Genomic DNA, 26,526 nt, shown 5'->3' with positions numbered 1-26,526 from the left:
GGCTTTGTTACTTAATTTATACATAATAATCCCACATCTTTTCTTTTTTCTTTGTATTATAATTCTAACATTAATTGTGTATTTTCTTCTAAATGTTCTAATACTCCTAACTCATTTAATAGTTGATAATTAGTTTTAGTAATATTAGTTCGTAGTTGTAAATCATTTTTTGAAGTAATTGCTTGTTCACTCCTTGCTTTAACAATTGAATTAGCCACAATTTCACCCAATCCATCTAAAGTAATAAATGGTGGTAAAATTTGTTTTTCATCATTTATTATTTTAACTTGAAAAAGTTTAGCATCAGAATGTTCTAAACTAATATTGCTAAATTTAATATTTCTAGCATTCATTTCTAATGCTACTTCTAATAATGGGATTAAATCTTTTTCTTTAGTAGTAACTGTATTTTTTTGACCATCATTTTTTCTTAATCTGTTATTAATATCTTTTAATTTATTAGTAATAGCACCAATACCTTGTAACATAGTTTTAATATCAAAAATTTCGCATCTTGTTGTAAAATAAGTAGCATAATATTCATGTGGATAATAAACTTTAAATCAAGCTACTCTTCATGCCATTAATACATAAGCAGTAGCGTGTGCTTTAGGAAACATATATTTAATTTTTTTGCAAGATTGAATGTATCAATTAGGAACTTTCTTTTCTTGCATTAACTTTTCATATTCTTGTTTAATGCCTTTTCCTTTACGGACATCTTCCATAATATTAAAAGCAATTTTTGCTGGTAAGCCTTGATATACTAAATAAGTCATAATATCATCACGACAACCAATTACATCTTTTAGTTTTAAACCTTGTTGTGAAATTAATTCATCAGCATTATTTAATCAAACGTCAGTACCATGTGATAAACCAGATATTTGTACTAATTCAGAAAATGAAGTAGGTAATGTATCACTTAACATTTTACGAACAAAACCAGTACCAAATTCAGGGATACCAATTGCTCCTGTTTTTTCGCCAAGTAAATCATCACTAGTAATATTTAAGGCACTTAAATTAGAAAATAATGATAAAACTTTTTCATCTTGATTAGGAATTGTTTTTGGATCAATACCAGTTAAATTTTCTAACATTTTTAATGCTGTTGGATCAACGTGACCTAGAATATCTAATTTTAATAAATTATCATGAATGGCATTAAAATCAAAGTGGGTAGTTTTTCATGTAGAGCTAGTATCATCAGCTGGAAAATTAATTGGTGTAAAATCGTTAATATTATATTCTTTTGGTACAACAATAATACCACCAGGATGTTGACCAGTTGTTCTTTTAATACCAACACATCCTTGACTTAGTAACTCTAGTTTTGCTGCACGCATATCTGATTGACCAATTTTTTCTGCATAAGCTTTAACATAACCATAAGCTGTTTTATTGGCAATTGTTGAAATTGTTCCAGCACGAAAAACATTTTCTTCACCAAACATTTCTTTAGTAAAATCATGAGCTTTATTTTGATATTCACCAGAAAAGTTTAAATCAATATCAGGTGTTTTATCACCATCAAATCCTAAGAATGTTTCAAAAGGAATATCATGACCATCAGTAATTAAATCAATATTGCATTGTGAACACATTTTTTTTGGTAAATCATAACCACATTTATAAGAACCATTACTAATAAATTTACTAGTTTTACATTGTGGACATAAATAGTGTGGTTGTAGTGGGTTAACCTCAGTAATGTTAGCAAAAGTAGCTACTAAAGATGAACCAACTGAGCCACGACTACCAACAAGATAACCATCTTGTAAAGATTTTTCTACTAATTTGTGTGCTATTCAATAAACAACAGCAAAACCATGAGTAATAATTGCATCTAATTCACGAGTTAAACGTTTTTCTACATATGTTGGTAATGGATTACCGTAACGATTTCATGCTTGTTCATAACAAAGATTACGTAATTTAGTATCAACATTAACAATACTTGGTGTAAATAAGCCATCTTTGATTGGTTTAATCATTTCAAATTGTTTAGCTAATTGCAAGGGATTATTAATAACAATATCATTAATTAAATTAGGGTCATCTAAAAAACTAAATTCTGTTAGCATTTGATTAGTAGTTCTTAAATGTTGATCGGGATATGATGTAACTTTACCTTTACGATCAAATAATGGGTGCAATAAACCACCAATTGCTTTGCTATTAATAATAACATCACGATACATTTTTTCATGGGGATGTAAATAGTGGGCATCGCTAGTAGCAATTACTAATTTATTTAATTTAAGAGCATTATTAATAATTTTTTTAATAGTATCATGTAATTGTTCTTTAGTAATATTTCCCAACTGTATTAAATGTTTATAAACAGCAGGTGGTTGGATTTCAATAAAATCAAATCATTTCATTATTTTAATTAGTTCTTCTTCACTTTTATTTAATGCTGTTTCAAAAACAGCACCATTTATACAACTACTGCCAATTAATAATTCTTTTCTATTTTCATTAATTGCTTCTGATATGATTTTTGGTGTTTTATAAAAATACTTTGTATGAGATAGTGAAACTAATTGATATAAATCTTTTAAACCTAATTGATTTTTTGCAAAAATAGTAATATGTTCACCACGAAGTTTATAATTAATTTGTTCATTAATTAAGTTATTAATTTCTTGTAAATTAATACAATTAAATTCTGTTTTTAATTGTTGTAACATTTTTAAAAATACTTGTGCTAATACATTAGCATCATAATCAGCACGGTGAGCAATTTCATCATCATATTTAATGCCATAAGTACGACAAATAGTACCTAATCGATAATATTTTAGTTGTGGTAGAATTGCTCTAGATAATTGCAAAGTATCAATGACAGGATTATTTAAAGGCATGAAATCCAATTGTTTCATTGCTGCTTGTAAAAAACCAAAGTCAAAGTTAGCATTATGAGCAACTATTGTTTTATTGCCAATTATTTCAATAATTGTTGGCAATATTTGTTGTAATGTTTGTTTATCTTTTAGCATAACATTGGTAATACTAGTAAGTTCAGTAATATGTTCAGGTACGGGATTATTTGGTTTAATTAAAATTGTATCTTGTTTTAAAATCATATTGTCTTTAACAATTGTATAACCAAATTCAATAATTTCGTGGTAATTGGTTGATAAACCAGTTGTTTCTAAGTCAAGAACAATGTATTCTAAATCTAATAATGATGTATTAATATTATTTTTAGTAATACTAATATTATTGGGGATTAAATCCATTTCAACACCATACATTACTTTTAAGTTTGGATGTTTTTTAGCAGCATTAGCAATATCTGGGTATGCTTGTACATTTAAGTGATCAGTAAAACCAATTGCTTGGTGTTCTCATTTAGCTACTTGATTGATATAATCACTTGCTGAAGTAATACCATCCATAGCACTCATTTTAGTATGAGTATGAAATTCAATTCTTTTAGTTTTAGCATCATCATTATTGTTAGCATTTTTATTATTTAAATCAATAATTAAATCATCAATTCATAGTACTTGTTCTTTACTATAATTATCATAACGACTATTAGCATTAATTTTTATTCAATCATCAACTTTAATATTATCAAATTTTTCATCTGGTTGATCGCTATTAATAAATGCTTTGCAAGTAATTGCATCACTATAATCAGTAATTCAAAATGAATAAAATCATTTTTGAGTTTTGGTTAAAAATTTATTAATTTTAAAAACTTTACCACTAATAATAATATTGGGTTCGTCGCCAATGATATCTTTAATGCTATGAGTTGGGTCTGTTATTTCTAAATTAACTTTTGTTTTTTTGCGATAAGTAGTGGTACTAAAATTTTTACTTACATTATTTTTAGTAATTTTAGTTTTTAAATTGTTGATAATTTTGCTAATTTCTGTTTTAGATTCATTTTCATAACTAATAAATGGTTGCTCTGCTTTATTTATTTTAGTTTTTAATTGAATTTTTTTAAAACCATATTGTTGAAAGTAATTAATAAATTGTAAAAATTCATTAGTTATCAATTTCTCTTCAATACTATTATGAATAGTAATGGTAATAATATTATTTTTATAATTAATTGCTGAGTCGGGTAAAGAATAATAAATGCCAGCTAATAGTTGCAATTTATGAGTTTTAATATAATGAAAATATGTTAATACAGTTGATTCATCAGCAGTAAGAGAAACATTAAAATCGACACTAATATTCGAAACAGGTAATTTTTCAAAATGTTGTTCAAAACTTTTTAAAGTAGTAGTTGTTAGAAAATTAGGTAAGTTGATGGTAATTATTACTTGTTGATTATGATGAAAATATTGTACTTTTTTAATAGTGGCATGATTAAATTCATTATTAACATCATTAAAATCCATTTCATGGAAAAGTTTTTGCAAATCTTGGTTCATATATTTTTCCCTCTCTTAATACTAAAAAATTAACAATAATAACTATATTTTAATTAAAATATATTAAATCATTATTCTAATGTTTAATCAAATTTCATATTTTAATTATAACTTAATTAAAATTCTTATTCTTATATAAAAAAAGTATGAAATTTTAGTTATAAAAAAATAAAAACAAAATAATTTAATTATAGCTAACTAAAGTAATGATTACTCATATCTTGAAAAACAAAATCAATAGCTTTTTTAATATTTGGTCAATAATTTGGTAATATTTTTCTTATATTATGTTTTATAGCAAATCAAAAATGTTCAATTGGATTTAAATTAGGAGAATATGGCGGAAGAAATAATAGTTTGCATCCAGCATTTTCAATTAATTGTTGTGTTAATTTAGATTTATGAAACGTTGCATTATCTAAAACTATAATTTGTCCACGCTTTAATACTGGAATTAGTTTATTTTTAACATATGATTCAAAAATTTTACTATTGCAATGTCCTTCAAATGCTCATAAGGCTTTTAATTTACCTTTATTTAGTGAACCAATTATACTCATTCTCTTTATTTTATATGCGGGTTTATTATCAAATAATCTTTTACCTTTTTCAGATCAACCATATTTATAAAATTCATTATCATCAATTCCAGATTCATCAATATATACTAAATCTTCATTCATTATTTTAGCTATTTTTTTTAAAAAATCTTCTTGTTTATTTTTATCTCTTTGTTCATATAGAAAAGTTTTTTTTATATGTATAATTTAGTTTTTTAAAATAGTTATAAACTGTTTCTTTAGTCATATTTCCAAATTTATCAATTACTTTTTGAACTGTAACATCTTTATTTTCTGCTAAATAATTTTTTAATTCATCTAAATCCTTTATTTTGTGGCTATGTCCTTTTTGATAATTCAAAATTGGTTTTATATGCCCAGTTTCTTTTTTTCTTTTTCTTCATAAAAATAAAGTCTTTCTAGTGATATTGAACACTTTACAAATTTCTTTAATTTTCATATTTTTACTTTCATAAGCTTCTATTATTTTTCTTCGTAAGTCTTCACTGTATGGTTTTGGCATAATTTAATCTTCCTAATCTATTTTAATTATTGCTGAATTGTACTTTTAAATTCAAAAACTGTTTAAATTACATATTATTATTTTACATTATTTATGAGTAAATATTACTTTAGTTAGCTATACAATAAAAAGTAATGCCTAATATTTAGGCATTACTTTTTATCATGAAAAAAATAGCATTTATATTATTTACATTAAAATTTGAATTTAATTGTTGATTTCTTGTTTGTATAGATGGTTTATTAAAAGATTTTTTTGTTCTTTTGTAAAAACTTGAATTTGTTCTTTGGTAAATGCTACCTTTTGATTAGAAGTAAATCATTCTAATTGTTTTGGAGTTAATGATTCAATTTGAAATTTAAATTCATAAAAATCATATTCTATTGTTGATTTATTTTTAATTGTTTTTGATACTTTTCTTATTCCTTTTTCTAGTAGCGAAAACTTATTATAACTGAAATTTTTTATTTGTTCTGTTGTAAATGCTTGTATTTGTATTTTTGTAAGTGCTTTCATTTGTTTTTTTGAAAAAGCATAAAGCAGTAAATTATTTTTTATAAATCGGGGAATTAAGTTGGAATTAATTGTTGAAACTTGATATGGACTTAATAGTTGCAATAATTGTCTTCAAATTGGTAACCCATTATTATCATTTGCTTCAATGATACTTAAAATAAATTTATCAATTTCTTGTTTATTGACAGTGTTTGTAAATGATTGTATTTGTGTTTTAGTAAGCCCTTTAAGTTCTGTTGTGCTAAATAATATTTGATTTTCTGTAGGCATATCTTTTAATCTTTGTCCTTTTCATTTAAATTTAATAAAAATCCTAATATAGAAATTATTTCTATATTAGGTATGAACATTTATTAAATTATAAAATAATTATAATATAAATTAATTATTTTTGTTATATTATGCATTTTATGAATTATAATTTAATGTTTTTTAAATGAATATGTAATTTGTTTTTTAGACAGAAGTTACTGTTAAACTTCTGGTTCTCATAACTGGTTCTTTAGATGAATTTGCTAGTTCATTAGATACTTTAATGTAATCAGGAGTAATATTTGCTTTTGATACTCTTTTTGTAGAAACAAAACCACTTAATCTTAAAAATTCGTTAAATTGTGATTCTTTAATGTCATTAGGATTAACATTTTCTTTTGATACTCTTACTGTGGGGATAGTAGGATTTGTTCTTAAAAATTTGTTAATTCTTGATTCTTTTCTTCCAAAATTTGTAGTAGTAGCCATTCCACTAGCTATTAAAGTTGTACCAACAGCAATTGCACCAATAGCAACTGGTAATAATGAAGCACCACCAGTCATAGGTGCTGCAGCAACACAAGCTGTTGTTATTCCTGCAGTTGTTGTTAATGTTCCTGTAGTTATTGTGACACCACCAATTACTTTTCTTTTTGTACTTATTTCACTATGCATAATATTTTTCTTCCTTTTCTTTTTCAATATTTAATTTAATAAAAATCCTAATATAGAAATTATTTCTATATTAGGAATGAACAATTATTAAATTATAAAAATTATTATAATATAAAAAAATGAAAATATTTTATTTTTTTAAAAAAAATATTACTTAAAGGTACATAATGAAATATCAAAATAATATTAAATATAATATTATTATTTTTTTATTGAAAAGTAGCCAATTATGTAAGGTAGTACAGACATTTTGGACTATTTTCCATCTAATAAAAGTTTATCAAAATAATCCATAGGAGTCATTAATCCTAATGATTTATGTGGTTTAGAATTGTTATAATATTCTTGAAACGAATTCACTAATTTTTGAAATAAACTAAAATCATTATTTAAATATGGTTTTATTTCAAATAAATTACTTCAATTTCTGTGAAATCTTTCAATCTTACCATTACTCTGTGGTGATCTAAACGGTGTAGTTTCATGAACTATACCTTTTTTATTACAAAAATTTGTAAATCAACGATTCCTTTGTGGTTTTCCACAAGATGTATTAGTATATTGACTACCATTATCAGTTCTAATTCTTTTAATTTTAATTCCCAATTTTTCATAAAAATTTAAAGCATTTTTAGTAGCATTTACAATATCTCTGGTTTGTGCTTGTTCAGATGGATAACAATAAGTAATTCGAGTTTTTTCATCAATAAAATCAATAATATATCATCTTTTACTTCCTGTTATATTATCTGATACTACTTTAATATCAGTCTGCAATAATCCAGTTTCTTTTACTTCATATCTCAAATGTTTTTTCTTAATAGTTTTTTGTGAATAAAAACCAAAACGTTTTAATCAACGATATATAGCTAACTAAAGTAATGTTTACTCATATCTTGAAAAACAAAATCAATAGCTTTTTTAATATTTGGTCAATAATTTGGTAATATTTTTCTTATATTATGTTTTATAGCAAATCAAAAATGTTCAATTGGATTTAAATTAGGAGAATATGGCGGAAGAAATAATAGTTTGCATCCAGCATTTTCAATTAATTGTTGTGTTAATTTAGATTTATGAAACGTTGCATTATCTAAAACTATAATTTGTCCACGCTTTAATACTGGAATTAGTTTATTTTTAACATATGATTCAAAAATTTTACTATTGCAATGTCCTTCAAATGCTCATAAGGCTTTTAATTTACCTTTATTTAGTGAACCAATTATACTCATTCTCTTTATTTTATATGCGGGTTTATTATCAAATAATCTTTTACCTTTTTCAGATCAACCATATTTATAAAATTCATTATCATCAATTCCAGATTCATCAATATATACTAAATCTTCATTCATTATTTTAGCTATTTCTTTTAAAAAATCTTCTTGTTTATTTTTATCTCTTTGTTCATATAGAAAAGTTTTTTTATATGTATAATTTAGTTTTTTAAAATAGTTATAAACTGTTTCTTTAGTCATATTTCCAAATTTATCAATTACTTTTTGAACTGTAACATCTTTATTTTCTGCTAAATAATTTTTTAATTCATCTAAATCCTTTATTTTGTGGCTATGTCCTTTTTGATAATTCAAAATTGGTTTTATATGCCCAGTTTCTTTTTTTCTTTTTCTTCATAAAAATAAAGTCTTTCTAGTGATATTGAACACTTTACAAATTTCTTTAATTTTCATATTTTTACTTTCATAAGCTTCTATTACTTTTCTTCGTAAGTCTTCACTGTATGGTTTTGGCATAATTTAATCTTCCTAATCTATTTTAATTATTGCTGAATTGTACTTTTAAATTCAAAAACTGTTTAAATTACATATTATTATTTTACATTATTTATGAGTAAATATTACTTTAGTTAGCTATATTTCTTTTAAAAAATCTTCTTGTTTATTTTTATCTCTTTGTTCATATAGAAAAGTTTTTTTTATATGTATAATTTAGTTTTTTAAAATAGTTATAAACTGTTTCTTTAGTCATATTTCCAAATTTATCAATTACTTTTTGAACTGTAACATCTTTATTTTCTGCTAAATAATTTTTTAATTCATCTAAATCCTTTATTTTGTGGCTATGTCCTTTTTGATAATTCAAAATTGGTTTTATATGCCCAGTTTCTTTTTTTCTTTTTCTTCATAAAAATAAAGTCTTTCTAGTGATATTGAACACTTTACAAATTTCTTTAATTTTCATATTTTTACTTTCATAAGCTTCTATTACTTTTCTTCGTAAGTCTTCACTGTATGGTTTTGGCATAATTTAATCTTCCTAATCTATTTTAATTATTGCTGAATTGTACTTTTAAATTCAAAAACTGTTTAAATTACATATTATTATTTTACATTATTTATGAGTAAATATTACTTTAGTTAGCTATATAATTTAGTTTTTTAAAATAGTTATAAACTGTTTCTTTAGTAGACTTACTGCATAACGTTTTTAAGTTTTAATGATAAATTATAAAATCCTGCAATTAAATTAAATCTTAAAAATATTCGTTTTCTAGCTTTTCTAAATTTATAACCAATAATTTTAAAACATTTTAAAAATGCAAAAACATGTTCAATTTTTCTGCGAGTTTTATTAATAATCTTATTAAAAATTTTAATTTTACTTGTTTTAGGATTATTTTTACTAGTTTTAATGGGTAAAAATGTATTACTATGAATTTTTTGTAAACCTTGATAACCTTTATCTGCAAGAATTACAGTTTCTGACAAAAATTCTAACTTTGAATTTTTAAAAGTTTTAAAATCATGATTTTTACCAGTATCAGGAAAAATATTTAAAATTTCATTAGTATGTGCATTAATTATGGTTTGAAACTTAACAGTATGCATTCATTTTTTGCCAGAAAATCAATCTTTTTGATTATATTTTGGTCGTTCTGTTTCTACTTCTGTTACATCAATTATCAAAATTTTATTTTTGAATTCTTCTTTTTAAAAAAATATTTTTATTTGTTAAATTATTAAACTTATTATTATTTATTAAAATGTCTTCAATTGAACGAATATTTCGTAAAGCAGTAGTATCAACCATATCATACTCAGCACCAATACTATGATATGTACGATTTTCATATAAATATCTTAAAGTCATTACTAGTCTATCTTCTATTGACATTTTATATGGCCTTCCACCAGTGGTATTTTTTAGATTTTGATGATCTAATAAAATATTTAAAATTTCATTAAAAACTAGTTTATTAATACCAACTATTTTACGAAAATATTGATCCGGTTTATCTTTTAATTCAAAATATGTCATAAAATTTATCCTTAACTATTCAAATTTTATTTTAATAATAACAAAAAAATGAAAAGTTAACTAGTTATGCAGTAAGTCTAGTCATATTTCCAAATTTATCAATTACTTTTTGAACTGTAACATCTTTATTTTCTGCTAAATAATTTTTTAATTCATCTAAATCCTTTATTTTGTGGCTATGTCCTTTTTGATAATTCAAAATTGGTTTTATATGCCTAGTTTCTTTTTTTCTTTTTCTTCATAAAAATAAAGTCTTTCTAGTGATATTGAACACTTTACAAATTTCTTTAATTTTCATATTTTTACTTTTATAAGCTTCTATTACTTTTCTTCGTAAGTCTTCACTGTATGGTTTTGGCATAATTTAATCTTCCTAATCTATTTTAATTATTGCTGAATTGTACTTTTAAATTCAAAAACTGTTTAAATTACATATTATTATTTTACATTATTTATGAGTAAATATTACTTTAGTTAGCTATATATAATCATTTTACATTATTTTCGAAAAGATTCTAAACAGGTTCTTACAACAATAGGAATATAAAATGTTTTTCAAAAATCAAAAAGAAAAAAATAAATCACCTTTACCTTTTAATTTTAAAAGTAAAAAATCTCAAAAATATAAAAAAGATAATAGTTCTCAAGAATTAGTTTGAATAATTCAAAAAATAATCCAAAAAATTGGAATTATTTTTGCCATATCTTTTTTACCAATCTTTTTCTTGTTAGTTATTATACTTGCTGTAATTATTGCTGTATGACATTTTTTTCATCCAGATGTTTATATGGGGGTTTTAAATCCAATTTTAAATGATGTAGTTTTACAAACCAATTTAACAGCAAATGATTTTGTAAAAGCTGTAATTGAAGCAATGTCAGCAATTTTATATGTTGTATTTATTCAACCAATTTTATGATTATTAAATCAATTTTAGGTTATAGTTGATTTTATTGGTGGGGGAACTTTAAATAATAAAATTTTGTTTAATAATAGTGACTGACATGGTGTACCAATATTATTTTTTACAGTCTTAGAACCTGTTTAGAATCTTTTCGAAAATAATGTAAAATGATTATATATTTTAAAATCAGAGGTATATATTATGCATAAAAATTATCCAAGTCATGTCACCAAAGAACAATTTGAGAACATAAAATCAATTTTAGAAAATAGCAAAAAGAAAACAAAACCAAGAAGTTTAGATTTATATGAAGTATTTTGTGCAATTTTATATGTATTAAAAAGTGGTTGTCAATGAAGAATGCTACCAAAAAATTTTCCAAAATGACAAACTGTATATTATTATTTTCAAATTTGAAGTAAAAATAACGGTAAAGAAGCTAGTGTATGGCAATTAATTTTAAAAAAAATTGGTTAAAAAAGTTCGTATCAACAATAATCGCAAAGAACAAACTAGTTTTTGTATAATTGATTCGCAAAGTGTTAAAAATACAGATACTACTGAAAATAAAGGTTATGATGCTGGTAAAAAGATTTCAGGAATAAAGCGTCATATTATTGTTGATTCTCAAGGTTTACCACATGCAATTTACATAACCACAGCAGAAAAAACAGATCGTAATAGCGCTATAATAATGATTGAAAATGAAAAAGAAAATCTTTCTGCAGTTCAAAAAATAATAGTAGATGCTGGTTATACTGGTGAAAAATTTGCTTCTGAAATCAAAACAATCATAAATGCAAATGTTGAAATTATAAAACGCAATGAACTACATACTTTTGTAGTATTACCAAAAAGATGAATTGTAGAACGAAGCTTTGCTTGATTAGAAAAATACAGAAGATTATGAAAAAATTGTGAAAGAAAACTAAATACTAGTTTACAAATGGTTGTTCTTTCCTTTATTTCAGTTTTATTAAAAAGATTCTAAACAGGTTCTAAGATAAATATTCTTCATATCCTTCTGTAATCATTTCTGATAATGGAATAAAACGTAAAGCTGCTGAATTAATACAATAGCGTAAACCGCCTTCTTTTTGTGGACCATCCTTAAAAACATGCCCTAAATGAATATCAGTTTTTTTAGAACGTACTTCAGTACGCTGCAATATTAGGTTAGTGTTATCTTCCTTTTTAAGGATAACTATTTCACTGATTGGTCTTGTAAAACTTGGTCAGCCATGACCAAAATTACATTTATCTGATGATGCAAATAATGGTTCATCTGATAAAATATCGACATAAATTCCCTTTTCCTTATTATCTCAATATTTATTTTTAAAAGGAAGTTCCGTTACTGAATTTATAATGACCTCATATTATAAAATAGTTAACTCATTAATAGTTTTAATTTTTCATTTTTGTTTCATATTTTTATTACCTTTTTCTAAACAAAATATTAATTTTTAGTTGAATAATTATTTTCTAACTTTCTTAACTCATCCCTAGTATCTTTAGGTAAACTTTCACCATAATCCATAAGTTTAACCATTTCCTTAAAAGCAGCTTTAGGAATAACTAATTTTTCAATATCTTTTTCAGTAATATGTAAATTAATTTTATCAATTTGCATAGTTTTTATTTTTCTAACAAAATCAGGTTCGGCTACAAAAACAGAAGATAATCCTATCATATCCCCATATTCTAAGGCTTCTAAACATTTATCAGGATTATTTATACCATCACTCACAATAACAGGAATACGTTGATTAATGTGTTGATAAACAACTTTATTCACTAATTGATTAAAATATTTCCCCTGAGATTGAACTTTATATTTATATATAGCTAACTAAAGTAATATTTACTCATAAATAATGTAAAATAATAATATGTAATTTAAACAGTTTTTGAATTTAAAAGTACAATTCAGCAATAATTAAAATAGATTAGGAAGATTAAATTATGCCAAAACCATACAGTGAAGACTTACGAAGAAAAGTAATAGAAGCTTATGAAAGTAAAAATATGAAAATTAAAGAAATTTGTAAAGTGTTCAATATCACTAGAAAGACTTTATTTTTATGAAGAAAAAGAAAAAAAGAAACTGGGCATATAAAACCAATTTTGAATTATCAAAAAGGACATAGCCACAAAATAAAGGATTTAGATGAATTAAAAAATTATTTAGCAGAAAATAAAGATGTTACAGTTCAAAAAGTAATTGATAAATTTGGAAATATGACTAAAGAAACAGTTTATAACTATTTTAAAAAACTAAATTATACATATAAAAAAACTTTTCTATATGAACAAAGAGATAAAAATAAACAAGAAGATTTTTTAAAAGAAATAGCTAAAATAATGAATGAAGATTTAGTATATATTGATGAATCTGGAATTGATGATAATGAATTTTATAAATATGGTTGATCTGAAAAAGGTAAAAGATTATTTGATAATAAACCCGCATATAAAATAAAGAGAATGAGTATAATTGGTTCACTAAATAAAGGTAAATTAAAAGCCTTATGAGCATTTGAAGGACATTGCAATAGTAAAATTTTTGAATCATATGTTAAAAATAAACTAATTCCAGTATTAAAGCGTGGACAAATTATAGTTTTAGATAATGCAACGTTTCATAAATCTAAATTAACACAACAATTAATTGAAAATGCTGGATGCAAACTATTATTTCTTCCGCCATATTCTCCTAATTTAAATCCAATTGAACATTTTTGATTTGCTATAAAACATAATATAAGAAAAATATTACCAAATTATTGACCAAATATTAAAAAAGCGATTGATTTTGTTTTTCAAGATATGAGTAAACATTACTTTAGTTAGCTATATAAGAAAAATATTACCAAATTATTGACCAAATATTAAAAAAGCTATTGATTTTGTTTTTCAATATATGAGTAAACATTACTTTAGTTAGCTATATATTTCTTCCCCAACTAGCTAGTGCTAAATAATTAATTTTAATGTTTATTAATACTTGATCCATGAATTGTAAAAAATCTTCAATTGGATAACCTATTTCTTGACCTCTAGTTTCTTCAGCTGTAGCTCGATATCCTAAAATAAAATTTTCACTAGCATGCTTATCAATTGTTTCTCTTACTGCTTGTAAAATTTCTAATCCCAAACGTGAACGATTTTCTAAATTTTGATTACCATAAATGTCATTTCTTTGATTACTAATTACTGAAAAAAAGCTTGAATTAAAAGTTTTTGTGCTGAAGAAATTTCGACACCATCAAAACCAGCTTCAATAGCCCTTAAGGTAGCTTTTTGATAATCTTTAATTAATTCTTTGATTTGCTTAATACTCAGTTCTTGAACTTCATGTGGAAAAGGATACATAAAAGATTGTTTAGAAGGTCCAACTACATAACCTAAACGATTTAAACTAATTATAGAAAAACGACCTGAATGTGCTAACTGTAAAATAGTTTTTGCACCTTTTGATTTCATAGCATTAGCAACTTGTTTTAATGAATCAATATGTTCGTCATTAGCAGCAGAAAAACCAAATTCAAAAATTTGTCCCTCTAAATTAATATAAGCAGCACTAGATATCGCTAAGTATGCACTATGAGCTCTTTTAAGAGCATAATCAATATCTTCTTTACTAGCAAAACCATCATAACTAGAAACATTTAAGGTAATTGGTGAAAGCACAAACCGATTATCAAAAACAAAATTTTTAATTTTGATTGGTGAAAATAACTTAGAATATTTTTTATTCATGTTAACTGGTAATGTTTAGTAATCTGTGTAACTTACAAAAATAACTATGTTTAATTAATTCTAGTAAATATAATTAAATGACTAGAAAGAGTGAGTTACAGATGGCTAAAAAACAAAGTATTAATAATAATGATCCAATATCAAAAGCAGTAGATTTATTACTAGAAAATACTGAAGATTTAACAACAGTATTTAAAGAAGGAGGATTATATAAAGAATTAACAAAAAGATTAGTAGAAAAGATGTTAAATTCTGAAATGCAAAATTATTTAGGGTATGAAAAAAATCAACATAGTAATAGTGAAAATGCTCGTAATGGTATAAGTTCAAAAAAATTAATAACTCAACAAGGTAAAATTGAAATTAATGTACCAAGAGATCGTAATAGTGATTTTACTCCTGTAATAGTTGCAAAAAGACAGAGAAGATTTGATGGCTTTGATCAACAAGTTCTTTCACTATATGCCAAAGGAATGACTTTATCAGATATTAGAATGCAGTTGCAAGAGTTATATCATGGTGCAGATATTAGTGAAAGTGTTATTAGTCAAATTACTGATGATGTGATAGATGATGTCAAGGCGTGGCAAAATCGACCATTAGAAAGTATTTATTCTATTGTTTATTTTGATTGTATAGTAGTTAAAGTACGGCAAGATAAACGCATTATTAACAAATCAGTTTATATAGCATTAGGAGTGGATTTAGAAGGCAAAAAAGATGTTTTAGGTTTATGAATTAGTGAAAATGAAGGTTCTAAATTTTGACTAGCTAATTTTACAGAAATGAAAAATCGAGGCTTAAATGATATTTTGATTGCTTGTAGTGATAATTTAACAGGCATGTCAGAAGCAATACAAGCAGTTTATCCTAAAACTGAACATCAATTATGCATAGTTCATCAAATTAGAAATAGTTTAAAATATGTTTCATACAAACATCGAAAAACCTTAGTTGCAGATTTAAAACCAATTTATAGTGCATGTAGTGAAGAACAAGCAATGCAAGCTTTAGAATCATTTGAAAGTAAATGAAATAAACAATATCCGCAAATTACTAAATCTTGATATAAAAATTGAGATAATTTAATGGTTTTTATTAGTTATCCACCAGAAATTAAAAGAGTGATTTATACTACAAATGCTATTGAATCTGTTAATAGTCAATTACGAAAAGTTATCAGAAATAAAAAAGTTTTTCCTAATGATATGGCAGTTTTCAAAATATTTTACTTAGCAATTGAAAATATAACAAAAAAATGAACAATGCCCATTCAAAATTGAAATACAGCAATTGCTCATTTTATGATAAAATTTGAAGATAGAATTAATCTGAACTAGTAACTTTGTAAAACAAAGATACACAGATTACATAAAAGCCTCAAATCTTCTTCTCTTCCTGGTGTTTCAATATTCATTTTAGTAATTAATGTATAAAATACAATAAAATAAACTCCACCAGCAGCCACAATTAATAATAATACTCATAGCGGATTTGAAGTAATATGATAAGCACCAGTAGCATGATTAGCAAATCCTCATGATTGAGCAAAAGAATTGCAATAGTCAATAATTCCAGCACAAAAACCACCACCTAAATTGATATGCAATGCTGTCGTTATTGCAATAAATATCCCTGTTAATAAGGCATGAATTACCAATAATAATGGGGTAATAAATACAAATGAAAATTCAATGGGTTCAGTGATTCCACTAATAAAAGAAACTAAAGCAACTCCTCCTAAAATCCTGATACCATTTTTCTATTTTCTTTTTTAGCTGCCATAATCATAGCTAAGGCAGCAGCGGGAATACCACCCATCATAATATGAAAGAAACCTGATTGAAAAAATCCAGATCCTTCAATACCTCTAGTAAAAGCATTAATGTCTCCATTTACTCATTACGTTGTTCCAGATGCAGCACCTGTAATTGGAGATATTATCTGACCATTAATTGGTAATTGAAATCAAAAAAAAGTATTTAAGATTTGATGTAATCCAAAAGGTAATAATAAACGATTTAATATTCCATAAACAGCTGTTCCTGGAATAGCAACTGCTGGATTATTTGGATTAGCAACTAATTGACCAAATTTCATTAATACTAATTGAATTCATGGTCAAACAATAACTAATGCCAAAGCAGTGGGAATAGTTATTGCTAAAGCCACCATTGGTGCAAATCTTCTACCACCAAAGAATGATAACGCTTGAGGAAGTTTGATTTCTTTATATTTATTATATAAAACTGCAGATAAACACCCCGCTACAATTCCACCAAAAACACCAATGTTTAATACATAAATACCACCGATAATAGTTTTACCATCTGTTCCAAATTCTTCTACATAAAATAATGACGAAAATTTTTCACCTTTACTTGATGTAAAAGTTAAAACATTTTTATATAACATTTCTGGTAATGAGTGTTCAATTGACGTCATTGCAGCTATTGCCAAATAAAATACTGCTCCAACTAATGCAGCTTCACCACGATGATCTTTAGCTAAACCAAATGCTAAACCCAAAGCAAATAATAATGGTAAATTATCAAATACTATTTTTCCTGGTTGTTGAATAATATATGAAATTCAATAACCCACTTCATTAGTAACATGCATAACACTAGCATCAGTTGTAGTAGTAAATGTAAGTCCTAATGCTCCAAATCTGTTTAAAATAGCAGCGAATGATAATACTGCAATTGGAAACTGTAATGCTTTACCTAAGTCTTGTAAAAATTTTAAAACATTATTTCAAGGACTTTTTTCTTTTGAGGTTTTTAATTCAATATTACTATTTTTTGTTTGATTTTTTTCTTTATGTTTTTTTCAGAAAACTAAACCCATATTTTAACCCCTTCCTAAAACTTTTTCTTAATTTTTCAAAATTAAAACATTGAACTTATTGAAACTGATAATAGCACAATGGCACCAACTGTTGCACAAAACATTAAAAATATATAAAGAGCTTTATTTCAAAAATGAAAAACTTGATATGTAACTTTTTTTGGTTTAAATAAAAATTGCTCGTTAATCAGGCTCCTTTCTTTACGTAATTTTCTTTTAAATAAAAAAAGCACAAGAAAAATAATACAAATACAAATCAAACCAATGATAAACATTATTCACATTGCCGATGTTGATAAACTTTTATTGTGCGACTCTAATGTTAAAAAATTTAGCATAATCATTTACACTTTCTAATCATTAGTTTTTTATCTTAATAAATATTATTATACAATAATTTTCTTTAAAATAAATATAATCACAAAATTTTACACTTTTTTATTGTTTATTATACAATGACTTACGCATTCTAAATCTTAATTTAATTGGTACACCCTGAAAACCAAATCGTTCACGAATTTGATTAATTAAAAAACGTTCATAAGAAAAATGACATCGTTGTGGATCATTTACCATTAAAATAAAAGTAGGCGGATTTTTTTCAACCTGTGTTGTGTAATATATCTTTAATCTACCACCTTTAAAGTAAGGCGGCTCATTAATTAATTGAGCTTTATTAATTATTTCATTAAGAATACTTGTTTTAATTCTTAAATTCATATTAACTAATACTTCATTAATAGTAGCAAATAAAGTATGAATTCTAGTATTTTCTAAAGCAGATAAATATACAACAAAAGAATACTCAAGATATTTAAATTTTTCTTTTATTTTTTTAGTAAACTCTTGCATTGTTTTTTCATTTTTTTTAACTAAATCTCATTTATTAACAATAATAATAACTGGCTTATCTAAATTTTTTGCCATTCCTGCTATTGTTAAATCTTGTTCTTGAATTTCAACACTACCATCTAATAAAAACAAAACAATATCACTACGTTCAATGGCATTAGTAGTTCTAATTAAACTATATTTTTCTAAATCTTCAGTAATTTTTCCTTTTCTACGAATTCCTGCAGTATCAATAACACAATATTGTTTTTTATTATAAACAAAATTACTATCAATAGCATCAGTTGTTGTTCCTGCTATTGGTGAAACAATAACTCTATTCTCTTGAAGAATAGTATTAACTAAACTTGATTTACCAACATTGGGACGACCAATAATTGCTAAATTAATATTTTCTTTTTTTTCTGTATGAACCTCTTTTGGTAACTTAGTAATTATCATATCTAATAAATCACCAAAACCAACACCATGACTAGCAGATACTAAAATTGGTTCGCCAAAGCCAACTTTTAAATAATCATAAATTTTATCATTATCTTTTTGAACATTATCATATTTATTTGCAATAATAATAACTGGTTTCTTAGTTCTGTATAATAATTTGGCAATATCTTCATCTTCGTGAGTTAGACCTTCTTGATAAGAACAAACAAATAAAACAATATCAGCCTCAGCTAAAGCAATATTAACTTGTTGATTGATTTGTTGAGTAAAATTAGTAATCGTTTTAGTAATACCACCCGTATCAATAATCACAAAATTTTGTGTTAATCATTCACCAATGCCATAAATTCGATCTCTAGTTGCTCCGGGCATATCTTCAATTATTGCTACTTTTTTTTGTAATATACGATTAAAAATTGAAGATTTACCAACATTAGGGCGTCCTACAATTACTACTTTTGGTAACTTATTCATTTTATTCAAATCCTTATATTTAAAATATTATTTTTTATGACTAAAGTAATTATCATATAAAATTTTTAATTTATCAACGGTCGTTTGTAAATTATAATCACTATTATCTAAAATAACTGCATCTTCAACAATTACTAGTTGCCCAGTGCTACGAGTTTTATCAACATTATCACGAATTACCATATCGTTATATACTTGTTCTTGCGTAATATTAATACCCTCTTTAATATACTGTTTATATCTTCTTTCACTACGAGCGTGTAAACTAGAAGTTAAAAAAATCTTTAATTGAGCATCAGGTAAAACAACACTACTAATATCTCTGCCAACGACAATAAAGCCTTGACTTCTAACCATTTCTTGAATTCTAGCAACCATAACTTTTCTAACTTCAGATAACGAAGCAATTATTGGTACTTTACTAGTAACATTTTTATCATAAATTTCTTCTGTTGGTGGTTGATCATTAAATAAAAAATGACCATTAACTCATCTTATATCAAAAAGTTGTAGTGCTGCAAGTATTAAATCTTCACTTTCAAAAGCAATTTTATTTTTTAAACAATGATTAGTAAAACTACGATACATAATTCCTGTATCCATAAATTGATAATCAATTTTTTTAGAAAGCAAATATGCTGCCGCTGATTTACCACTAGCTGCTGGACCATCTATTGCAATATTAATCTTTGGGTACATTGTTTTTCTCCATTCTCTACTTAATAAATAATATTAATGATAATACTAACACGACTATTAAAATTAAACAAATAATGATAATACTAAATACTGTTAAACTTCATTTATAATTATGCTTAATTTTAATTTTTTGTAATTCATCTTGAAAATTATTATGTTCTTGATTAATTTCTTTTAGTCCTTTATTAAGATCACTATTATTTATTTTATACTTTTTATATTTAAATTCTAAATTTTTAACAAAATTTTTGACATCATGAATTTTACTTTCTAAGTCTTTTTGAAATTCATTTATTTTATTATGCATACTATTAATTAACATTTGATATTCCAAGTTAGTACTTATTAATGGCACATCAACTATTTCAAAATCAATATTTTCACTATATTTTTTTAAAATATTATTAATATTTTCTAACATATTTTCCAATATTAATTTATCATTATCATCTAAATGTTGTTCATTATTTTTAATAAAATAATTTTCAAAATTAACTAAATTTAAATCAGAATTTAATTTTTGAAAAATTGGCTCAAAATATGATTGATCAATTTTTATTAGTTGCTGATAATAATTTTCTATTTTTTGTTCTTGTTCTCAAAGCTTACTATTTTCTTTAATTTCTTTAGCAATTTGTTCACGTAAACTTTTATACTTTTCCATTCTTGTCATTAAAGCACCCACAAATTAATATTTAAAAAATTCCAATACTGATTTATTTTTAATAGTAATAATAATTTTCTTGATTATAACATAAATATATAAAATCATTATAATATACAAATTTAACTATTGATAATATTGATAATATTTTAAAAAATAATTGTTTTTGCTTAGTTTTGTTTTAAACATTATTAAAAATAAAATATTAGAAAAATTTATATTTTTATGCAGGCATTATTTTTTTTATTGTATATTCATTTTTTCAATTATAGACTTAAATTAAGATTTACAAAAAATATTTTTATCTAATATCACTTTCACATTATTATAAATATCTTACTATTATCGATATTAAAAATAAAAAAATATTACATTAGGTAAATCTTAATCTTAAAATTAACTAAAACTAAAAATAATAATTTATTTTAGTAACAAAGGAGAATAAAATATGCAAAAAACTACATTAATTTTAGGGGATTTAAAAATTGAACATACAACTACTACCGGAAATACTGATAGTAATAAGATTAATGTACTAGATAACGTTGATCCTATTAGTGTGCAAACTAACTTAAACAGTATGATTCCCATATATTAATCAAATATTAGAAGCTTTACCAGCTACAGAAAAAGTTGCGTTTTTAAAAGATGAACAATATCCAAACGGAACATTCGTATTAGTAACAAGTGCTGGTATAACACCAATTGTACCACAATATTTACTTACTAGACTTCAAGAAACAGCTCCAAAAGCATATATAGCTAACTAAAGTAATGTTTACTCATATCTTGAAAAACAAAATCAATCGCTTTTTTAATATTTGGTCAATAATTTGGTAATATTTTTCTTATATTATGTTTTATAGCAAATCAAAAATGTTCAATTGGATTTAAATTAGGAGAATATGGCGGAAGAAATAATAGTTTGCATCCAGCATTTTCAATTAATTGTTGTGTTAATTTAGATTTATGAAACGTTGCATTATCTAAAACTATAATTTGTCCACGCTTTAATACTGGAATTAGTTTATTTTTAACATATGATTCAAAAATTTTACTATTGCAATGTCCTTCAAATGCTCATAAGGCTTTTAATTTACCTTTATTTAGTGAACCAATTATACTCATTCTCTTTATTTTATATGCGGGTTTATTATCAAATAATCTTTTACCTTTTTCAGATCAACCATATTTATAAAATTCATTATCATCAATTCCAGATTCATCAATATATACTAAATCTTCATTCATTATTTTAGCTATTTCTTTTAAAAAATCTTCTTGTTTATTTTTATCTCTTTGTTCATATAGAAAAGTTTTTTTTATATGTATAATTTAGTTTTTTAAAATAGTTATAAACTGTTTCTTTAGTCATATTTCCAAATTTATCAATTACTTTTTGAACTGTAACATCTTTATTTTCTGCTAAATAATTTTTTAATTCATCTAAATCCTTTATTTTGTGGCTATGTCCTTTTTGATAATTCAAAATTGGTTTTATATGCCCAGTTTCTTTTTTTCTTTTTCTTCATAAAAATAAAGTCTTTCTAGTGATATTGAACACTTTACAAATTTCTTTAATTTTCATATTTTTACTTTCATAAGCTTCTATTACTTTTCTTCGTAAGTCTTCACTGTATGGTTTTGGCATAATTTAATCTTCCTAATCTATTTTAATTATTGCTGAATTGTACTTTTAAATTCAAAAACTGTTTAAATTACATATTATTATTTTACATTATTTATGAGTAAATATTACTTTAGTTAGCTATATATTAGCACAAGGTCAACAATGAGGATGAACAATTGCTAATCAAACAGATGTTTCTATTAACGATTTAGAAAATCAATTTGAAGAACATACAAAAAAATGTTTAAATGCATATATAGCTTCAGGAGATGCACTAGATTATAAAATGGATTTCATTTATAAAGTTGTAGCAACCGTACCTAATGCACCACAAGTAACTGCTAGTTCATCAAATAAATTCCACTTTACTGTTAAAGCAGTTAAAAAAGCATAATTAAATAATTTTAGTAATTCATAAAATATAATATTTTTTATATTTTCTTAGTACCTAGGTCAATTTAGTATTACTAAATAACCTAGGTTATATTATTAAATAAAAGGAGAAGTACTAATGAACAATAAAAATATCAATGAAAAAATTAAAATTATAATGAAAACAAAAATAACCAATAACGAAGAAAAAAATGAAAATAAAAATAACACTAATAATAATTATGAAACGGTAAGATATAAAGTACCTGTTTTTGATTTTAATGATGTTAATCAAATTAAAGAAAACTTAAATAGTATGACTATTTATATTACTCAACTTTTAGACTTATCACCACTCACTAGAATATTCTTATTAAAAAATAATGACTATCCAAGTGGAATGTTTGCAGTAAGGGATAAAAAAACAACAACAGAAAAAAAATATAACATTATCGCTGAACAAGTAACATTAGATTATATGCGTAATTTGTTTCAAGCAGCTTATAACCAAGCCAGTATTAATAAAACCTGAGAATGATTCATTAATGATTTAAACAATGTTACTATTCCAAATTTAACAAATTCATTTAAAGAACATTTAGAAAAATGCAGAATAGAAGCAATTTCAGTAGGTGATCAATTTTTAAACTACAAAATGAATTATCCAATAACAATAAAGGTAATGATTGAAGGCAAAGTTGTTGATGTAACTTCAAGTGAAACTTTTGAATATACTGTCAAAATTGCTGATTTTAATAATAATGATTAGATTCATTAATTAACTAAATAAAAATACATAAATTCTAATAAATATTTATCAAAAATAATGTTATTGTTATTTTACTTTTTAGAAAATTTAAAAATATAATAATTATATAAAAAACAAATTATACTTATAGATAAAAATATAGGAGTTAAAAATATTGTAAAAACAACACCACATCTTACATTTGAAATATTAAATCAATCATTTAAATTATTATTAAATACATCTAAAATTCCATTTAAATGAGAATACTCTTTATATTTTCCTGCGATTAATCCAAAACCATTAGTGACTAATTCTGTATGACCTCCTATTAACACTTTGCTAGTAAGTAAACTTAATCCAATTATCATAAATAAAAACCCAAGAATAATAATTGCTAAAATAAATCAATTAATTTTTTTATAATTTACCATTTTTTACCCCCGTTTCTTCTTTATTTTCTTAAGCAGAGAATTTACAATTACTTAGTTTTGTAAATCATTATTTTTTCTTTAATTTAATATTCATTAATTATACATACATTTATTAAACATTTCTGTTAAAAACAATTTTAATTGCATTAATTATTAAAAATAAAAAAATGATCATTGTTGATAAATAGTTTAGAGGTGAATACACATGAAATCAAAAGTTATCGTAATCACAGGGGCTTCTAGTGATATTGGTATGGAAACAACTAAGTTATTAGCAAGCGCCGATCATAAATTAATTTTAGCTGCAAGAAGAGAAGAAAAACTTAAGGCATTAGTTACTAATATTAAAAATAAAAATGGTGAAGCAAATTATTTAGTAACTGATGTCACCAAACATCATGAGGTAGAAAAACTAGCACAATTTGCAATTAAAACATTTAATAAAATTGATGTTTGAATTAATAATGTAGGAATTATGATACTAACATCTTTAAAACAAAAAAAACATTAAAGACTGAGATGAAACAATTGATGTCAATATTAAAGGAACACTTTATGGTATTGGTGCATCATTACCATTAATGTATCAACAAAATTCAGGTCATATCATTAATATTTCATCAATTGCTGGTCATTTTTTGCTCATGCTGGTGAAGAGCAGTTTACTCAGCAACAAAATGAGCGGTTAGAGCAATTAGTGAATCATTAAGAGAAGAAGTAGCAAAGGATAAAACTAATATTAGAATTACAGTAATTTCACCTGGAGCAATCAATACTGAATTATTGAATAGAGTAACTGATAAAGATTTAGTTCTGAATTTAAAGAATATTATAAAACTTATAGCATATCTGCCGAACGAATAGCAGTAACAATAAAACAAGCAATTGAATTACCTGCTGATGCTACTTGAAATGAAATTATTATTAGAACAACCAATGAAATAATGTAAAAATAAAAAAATAAAGAATATTTATCTAATTTTTGAATTTTAAAATACTTTAGACAATTCTTTATTATTTTTTAATTTTAAAAGAGAGAGAAATTTAATATTAAGAATTTTTATATTTTTAATTGTTTTAAGAAATTATTCTTTCAAAGTATTGTCACTATAACTTACAATTTTATTATTTAAATTTAAATTTTTATTAATACCAATATTGGCAATTGTATTAAGACTTGATATTGGTAATGTTTTTACTCTAAAAGATAAATCATGAATTTCAGTTTCATTTAACACACGAAGTTCTCCATTGATTAAGTATTCATCACCAATTCTAAAGTTTTTAATTCAAGTTGCACGATTAAGATCAGCATAACTAATATCTTCCTCGCGAAAACTTAAAATAGAATTATTATTAGATTTTTTCAATTTAATAATAGATAAGTTATCACCTAATAAGCCTAGGCTTTGCTCATGTTGCTCAATTGAATTTCTAATAATAGGAATTATTAAACATTTTTGATCAGGACTTTGTGTTCAAATGATAACTGTTTCAAGTTTGCAACCATTACAATATTGATAATTACAATTTATATTTTCACATCTAGTTTCGTTAGTTGTTTTTGTTAATGGCACATTGGCAAAATAAATGCCACAATTTATAATATTCTGCATTTAATAAACCTCATTTTCTAAAGTTTTAATAATACTTTTACTATAAACAAACTTAATTACCATAAAAGAGTAAATTTGACCTTAAACTTAATACTTTTAAATTATAATGATATAAATTTTAAAATGTTTTTAATTATTAGTCTGTATAAATTTTGGTTTAAGGGTAAGTGGGAATATTAATTTATGAAATTGGAATAGATATTAAATTGAGTTTTTAAACTAAATTAAAGACTCATATCAATAAATTAAAATACAAAACCCTTACATGAAAGTTACTCATATAAGGGCATAAAGCCAAATTTACAATTTTAAATTAATTAAACTGATGTTTTGTCCTAAAGTTTTAGGACAAATATAATAATAACAAATTTAAACCAAATTACAATAGAATTTCATACTGTATATAATATATTTTGATTAATTACCACTACAAATTTATTATTAATACTTTTAATTAATTTTATATTCTAAATATTATTTATTTTATTTTAAAAAACAAAAAAATAAATAAAAGTAATACTTAAGTACTACTTTTATAATATAATTTCTCTAATTAAGTTAAAAAAATAATATTTTAAACTATAAATTAAAATTCATGCAAATTTAACTTTAAACTAGTAGTAAAATAACCTCTCACAAACTGAGTATCTTTTTCATTATTTGCTGTAACTGTTTCAACACTAACAAATTTAAAAATAAATGCTTTTTGATTTCAATCATAATCGTAACTAACTGTTTGTTGAATTTTATTCATATTTCCTTCATGTGAAATACTATTATCAATAAACTTTGTATCACTAGATACAATAACTGAATTCTTACTTTGATCATTATAATAATAATCTTTTCCATAAGATTTTTT

At 24.0% G+C, this 26,526-nt stretch carries 32 protein-coding genes and 2 pseudogenes; 9 read left to right on the top strand and 25 right to left on the bottom strand.

What is annotated here, in order from left to right; all coding sequences use genetic code 4:
* Nucleotides 1–56: 56 nt before the first annotated feature.
* The 11 genes from ACQH26_RS03960 to ACQH26_RS03910 all read right to left on the bottom strand — a co-directional run bounded on the left by ACQH26_RS03960 (nucleotide 57) and on the right by ACQH26_RS03910 (nucleotide 10,575).
* On the bottom strand, nucleotides 57–4,406 hold the full coding sequence (locus ACQH26_RS03960) for a PolC-type DNA polymerase III (protein WP_425382908.1): 4,350 nt from the start codon (nucleotides 4,404–4,406) through the stop codon (nucleotides 57–59).
* Nucleotides 4,407–4,600: 194 nt separating this feature from the next.
* On the bottom strand, nucleotides 4,601–5,089 hold the full coding sequence (locus ACQH26_RS03955) for an IS630 family transposase (protein ID WP_425382907.1): 489 nt from the start codon (nucleotides 5,087–5,089) through the stop codon (nucleotides 4,601–4,603).
* 40 nt (nucleotides 5,090–5,129) lie between these two features.
* Nucleotides 5,130–5,489 (bottom strand): helix-turn-helix domain-containing protein, encoded by a 360-nt coding sequence (locus ACQH26_RS03950; protein WP_425382906.1) that lies wholly within the window; start codon nucleotides 5,487–5,489, stop codon nucleotides 5,130–5,132.
* 207 nt (nucleotides 5,490–5,696) lie between these two features.
* Nucleotides 5,697–6,275 (bottom strand): hypothetical protein, encoded by a 579-nt coding sequence (locus ACQH26_RS03945; protein WP_425382905.1) that lies wholly within the window; start codon nucleotides 6,273–6,275, stop codon nucleotides 5,697–5,699.
* Nucleotides 6,276–6,461: 186 nt separating this feature from the next.
* Nucleotides 6,462–6,932 (bottom strand): hypothetical protein, encoded by a 471-nt coding sequence (locus ACQH26_RS03940; protein ID WP_425382904.1) that lies wholly within the window; start codon nucleotides 6,930–6,932, stop codon nucleotides 6,462–6,464.
* Between the two features lie 255 nt (nucleotides 6,933–7,187).
* On the bottom strand, nucleotides 7,188–7,739 hold the full coding sequence (locus tag ACQH26_RS03935; protein ID WP_425382903.1) for a DDE-type integrase/transposase/recombinase: 552 nt from the start codon (nucleotides 7,737–7,739) through the stop codon (nucleotides 7,188–7,190).
* Nucleotides 7,740–7,801: 62 nt separating this feature from the next.
* Nucleotides 7,802–8,689 carry an IS630 family transposase gene (locus ACQH26_RS03930; RefSeq protein WP_425382094.1) on the bottom strand — a complete coding sequence of 296 codons (888 nt, stop codon included), beginning with the start codon at nucleotides 8,687–8,689 and terminating at the stop codon, nucleotides 7,802–7,804.
* A gap of 151 nt (nucleotides 8,690–8,840) precedes the next feature.
* A complete protein-coding gene (locus ACQH26_RS03925; RefSeq protein WP_425381863.1) occupies nucleotides 8,841–9,200 on the bottom strand; it encodes a helix-turn-helix domain-containing protein in 360 nt (119 codons plus the stop codon).
* Nucleotides 9,201–9,367: 167 nt separating this feature from the next.
* Nucleotides 9,368–9,862: a transposase family protein gene (locus ACQH26_RS03920; protein WP_425381977.1), complete on the bottom strand. Its 495-nt coding sequence runs from the start codon at nucleotides 9,860–9,862 to the stop codon at nucleotides 9,368–9,370.
* A gap of 4 nt (nucleotides 9,863–9,866) precedes the next feature.
* Nucleotides 9,867–10,214: a transposase family protein gene (locus ACQH26_RS03915; protein ID WP_425381897.1), complete on the bottom strand. Its 348-nt coding sequence runs from the start codon at nucleotides 10,212–10,214 to the stop codon at nucleotides 9,867–9,869.
* Between the two features lie 64 nt (nucleotides 10,215–10,278).
* Complete coding sequence (locus ACQH26_RS03910) at nucleotides 10,279–10,575, bottom strand: IS630 transposase-related protein (protein ID WP_425382902.1); 297 nt, start codon at nucleotides 10,573–10,575, stop codon at nucleotides 10,279–10,281.
* Between the two features lie 187 nt (nucleotides 10,576–10,762).
* Between ACQH26_RS03910 and ACQH26_RS03905 the strand changes: the two genes are divergently transcribed.
* Nucleotides 10,763–11,152, top strand: a complete 390-nt coding sequence (locus tag ACQH26_RS03905; RefSeq protein WP_425382901.1) for a hypothetical protein — start codon at nucleotides 10,763–10,765, stop codon at nucleotides 11,150–11,152.
* A 168-nt stretch (nucleotides 11,153–11,320) separates the two neighbouring features.
* A protein-coding gene (locus tag ACQH26_RS03900; protein WP_425382012.1) for an IS5 family transposase occupies nucleotides 11,321–12,110 on the top strand; the annotation gives its coding sequence in 2 pieces (ribosomal slippage) (nucleotides 11,321–11,581 and nucleotides 11,583–12,110; 789 coding nt in all).
* Nucleotides 12,111–12,117: 7 nt separating this feature from the next.
* Here ACQH26_RS03900 and msrB read toward each other — a convergent pair.
* Nucleotides 12,118–12,486: a peptide-methionine (R)-S-oxide reductase MsrB gene (msrB, locus tag ACQH26_RS03895; RefSeq protein ID WP_425383076.1), complete on the bottom strand. Its 369-nt coding sequence runs from the start codon at nucleotides 12,484–12,486 to the stop codon at nucleotides 12,118–12,120.
* Between the two features lie 92 nt (nucleotides 12,487–12,578).
* Complete coding sequence (locus tag ACQH26_RS03890) at nucleotides 12,579–12,917, bottom strand: hypothetical protein (protein WP_425382900.1); 339 nt, start codon at nucleotides 12,915–12,917, stop codon at nucleotides 12,579–12,581.
* A 167-nt stretch (nucleotides 12,918–13,084) separates the two neighbouring features.
* Here ACQH26_RS03890 and ACQH26_RS03885 point away from each other — a divergent pair, with 167 nt between their 5' ends.
* Complete coding sequence (locus ACQH26_RS03885; protein WP_425382094.1) at nucleotides 13,085–13,972, top strand: IS630 family transposase; 888 nt, start codon at nucleotides 13,085–13,087, stop codon at nucleotides 13,970–13,972.
* A complete protein-coding gene (locus ACQH26_RS03880; RefSeq protein ID WP_425382899.1) occupies nucleotides 13,935–14,066 on the top strand; it encodes a hypothetical protein in 132 nt (43 codons plus the stop codon). Before ACQH26_RS03885 ends, ACQH26_RS03880 begins: the two co-directional genes overlap by 38 nt.
* On the opposite strand, the pseudogene ACQH26_RS03875 reads toward ACQH26_RS03880, so the two are convergent.
* Nucleotides 14,067–14,881: pseudogene (locus ACQH26_RS03875) on the bottom strand (hypothetical protein).
* A gap of 101 nt (nucleotides 14,882–14,982) precedes the next feature.
* On the opposite strand from ACQH26_RS03875, the gene ACQH26_RS03870 reads away from it, so the two are divergent.
* Nucleotides 14,983–16,221 carry an IS256 family transposase gene (locus tag ACQH26_RS03870; RefSeq protein ID WP_425383069.1) on the top strand — a complete coding sequence of 413 codons (1,239 nt, stop codon included), beginning with the start codon at nucleotides 14,983–14,985 and terminating at the stop codon, nucleotides 16,219–16,221.
* Here the strand turns inward: ACQH26_RS03870 and ACQH26_RS03865 are convergent.
* The 6 genes and pseudogenes from ACQH26_RS03865 to ACQH26_RS03840 form a co-directional block, all read right to left on the bottom strand.
* Nucleotides 16,218–16,490, bottom strand: coding sequence for a hypothetical protein (locus ACQH26_RS03865; RefSeq protein ID WP_425382898.1), 273 nt, complete (start codon nucleotides 16,488–16,490; stop codon nucleotides 16,218–16,220). The genes ACQH26_RS03870 and ACQH26_RS03865 overlap by 4 nt on opposite strands.
* A 36-nt stretch (nucleotides 16,491–16,526) precedes the next feature.
* Nucleotides 16,527–16,625: pseudogene (locus ACQH26_RS03860) on the bottom strand (PTS transporter subunit EIIC); the annotation flags it as partial.
* Between the two features lie 158 nt (nucleotides 16,626–16,783).
* Nucleotides 16,784–17,731 carry a PTS transporter subunit EIIC gene (locus ACQH26_RS03855; RefSeq protein WP_425382897.1) on the bottom strand — a complete coding sequence of 316 codons (948 nt, stop codon included), beginning with the start codon at nucleotides 17,729–17,731 and terminating at the stop codon, nucleotides 16,784–16,786.
* 438 nt (nucleotides 17,732–18,169) lie between these two features.
* Nucleotides 18,170–19,501: a ribosome biogenesis GTPase Der gene (der, locus tag ACQH26_RS03850; protein WP_281749413.1), complete on the bottom strand. Its 1,332-nt coding sequence runs from the start codon at nucleotides 19,499–19,501 to the stop codon at nucleotides 18,170–18,172.
* Between the two features lie 27 nt (nucleotides 19,502–19,528).
* Nucleotides 19,529–20,200, bottom strand: a complete 672-nt coding sequence (gene cmk, locus ACQH26_RS03845; protein WP_342274531.1) for a (d)CMP kinase — start codon at nucleotides 20,198–20,200, stop codon at nucleotides 19,529–19,531.
* 16 nt (nucleotides 20,201–20,216) lie between these two features.
* Complete coding sequence (locus ACQH26_RS03840; RefSeq protein ID WP_425382896.1) at nucleotides 20,217–20,864, bottom strand: hypothetical protein; 648 nt, start codon at nucleotides 20,862–20,864, stop codon at nucleotides 20,217–20,219.
* A gap of 448 nt (nucleotides 20,865–21,312) precedes the next feature.
* Between ACQH26_RS03840 and ACQH26_RS03835 the strand changes: the two genes are divergently transcribed.
* On the top strand, nucleotides 21,313–21,462 hold the full coding sequence (locus ACQH26_RS03835) for a hypothetical protein (RefSeq protein ID WP_425382895.1): 150 nt from the start codon (nucleotides 21,313–21,315) through the stop codon (nucleotides 21,460–21,462).
* Between the two features lie 164 nt (nucleotides 21,463–21,626).
* On the opposite strand, the gene ACQH26_RS03830 is transcribed toward ACQH26_RS03835, so the two are convergent.
* Complete coding sequence (locus tag ACQH26_RS03830; protein ID WP_425381862.1) at nucleotides 21,627–22,115, bottom strand: IS630 family transposase; 489 nt, start codon at nucleotides 22,113–22,115, stop codon at nucleotides 21,627–21,629.
* Between the two features lie 40 nt (nucleotides 22,116–22,155).
* On the bottom strand, nucleotides 22,156–22,515 hold the full coding sequence (locus ACQH26_RS03825) for a helix-turn-helix domain-containing protein (protein WP_425381863.1): 360 nt from the start codon (nucleotides 22,513–22,515) through the stop codon (nucleotides 22,156–22,158).
* A 490-nt stretch (nucleotides 22,516–23,005) separates the two neighbouring features.
* Between ACQH26_RS03825 and ACQH26_RS03820 the strand changes: the two genes are divergently transcribed.
* Entirely contained in the window at nucleotides 23,006–23,635 is a 630-nt protein-coding gene (locus ACQH26_RS03820; protein ID WP_425382894.1) for a hypothetical protein, read from the top strand.
* Between the two features lie 71 nt (nucleotides 23,636–23,706).
* Here ACQH26_RS03820 and ACQH26_RS03815 read toward each other — a convergent pair whose 3' ends face one another.
* Nucleotides 23,707–24,048, bottom strand: a complete 342-nt coding sequence (locus ACQH26_RS03815; protein WP_425382893.1) for a hypothetical protein — start codon at nucleotides 24,046–24,048, stop codon at nucleotides 23,707–23,709.
* A 205-nt stretch (nucleotides 24,049–24,253) separates the two neighbouring features.
* Between ACQH26_RS03815 and ACQH26_RS03810 the strand changes: the two genes are divergently transcribed.
* Together ACQH26_RS03810 and ACQH26_RS03805 are read left to right on the top strand one after the other, a co-directional pair.
* The gene (locus ACQH26_RS03810; RefSeq protein WP_425382892.1) at nucleotides 24,254–24,559 is read left to right on the top strand and encodes an SDR family NAD(P)-dependent oxidoreductase; all 306 of its coding nucleotides are present in this window, start codon (nucleotides 24,254–24,256) and stop codon (nucleotides 24,557–24,559) included.
* Nucleotides 24,555–24,737 carry an SDR family NAD(P)-dependent oxidoreductase gene (locus ACQH26_RS03805; RefSeq protein ID WP_425383075.1) on the top strand — a complete coding sequence of 61 codons (183 nt, stop codon included), beginning with the start codon at nucleotides 24,555–24,557 and terminating at the stop codon, nucleotides 24,735–24,737. Before ACQH26_RS03810 ends, ACQH26_RS03805 begins: the two co-directional genes overlap by 5 nt.
* Before the next feature lie 396 nt (nucleotides 24,738–25,133).
* Here ACQH26_RS03805 and ACQH26_RS03800 read toward each other — a convergent pair whose 3' ends face one another.
* Together ACQH26_RS03800 and ACQH26_RS03795 are read right to left on the bottom strand one after the other, a co-directional pair.
* Complete coding sequence (locus tag ACQH26_RS03800; protein ID WP_425382891.1) at nucleotides 25,134–25,664, bottom strand: hypothetical protein; 531 nt, start codon at nucleotides 25,662–25,664, stop codon at nucleotides 25,134–25,136.
* Between the two features lie 586 nt (nucleotides 25,665–26,250).
* Nucleotides 26,251–26,418 (bottom strand): hypothetical protein, encoded by a 168-nt coding sequence (locus ACQH26_RS03795; RefSeq protein ID WP_425382890.1) that lies wholly within the window; start codon nucleotides 26,416–26,418, stop codon nucleotides 26,251–26,253.
* Nucleotides 26,419–26,526: the final 108 nt, after the last annotated feature.

This window comes from Spiroplasma endosymbiont of Melieria omissa, from assembly GCF_964031175.1.
GTDB lineage: Bacteria > Bacillota_I > Bacilli_A > Mycoplasmatales > VBWQ01 > Spiroplasma_E > Spiroplasma_E ixodetis_A.
Note: the sequence above shows the minus strand (reverse complement) of the source record. Positions and strands in the feature narration are given on the sequence as shown.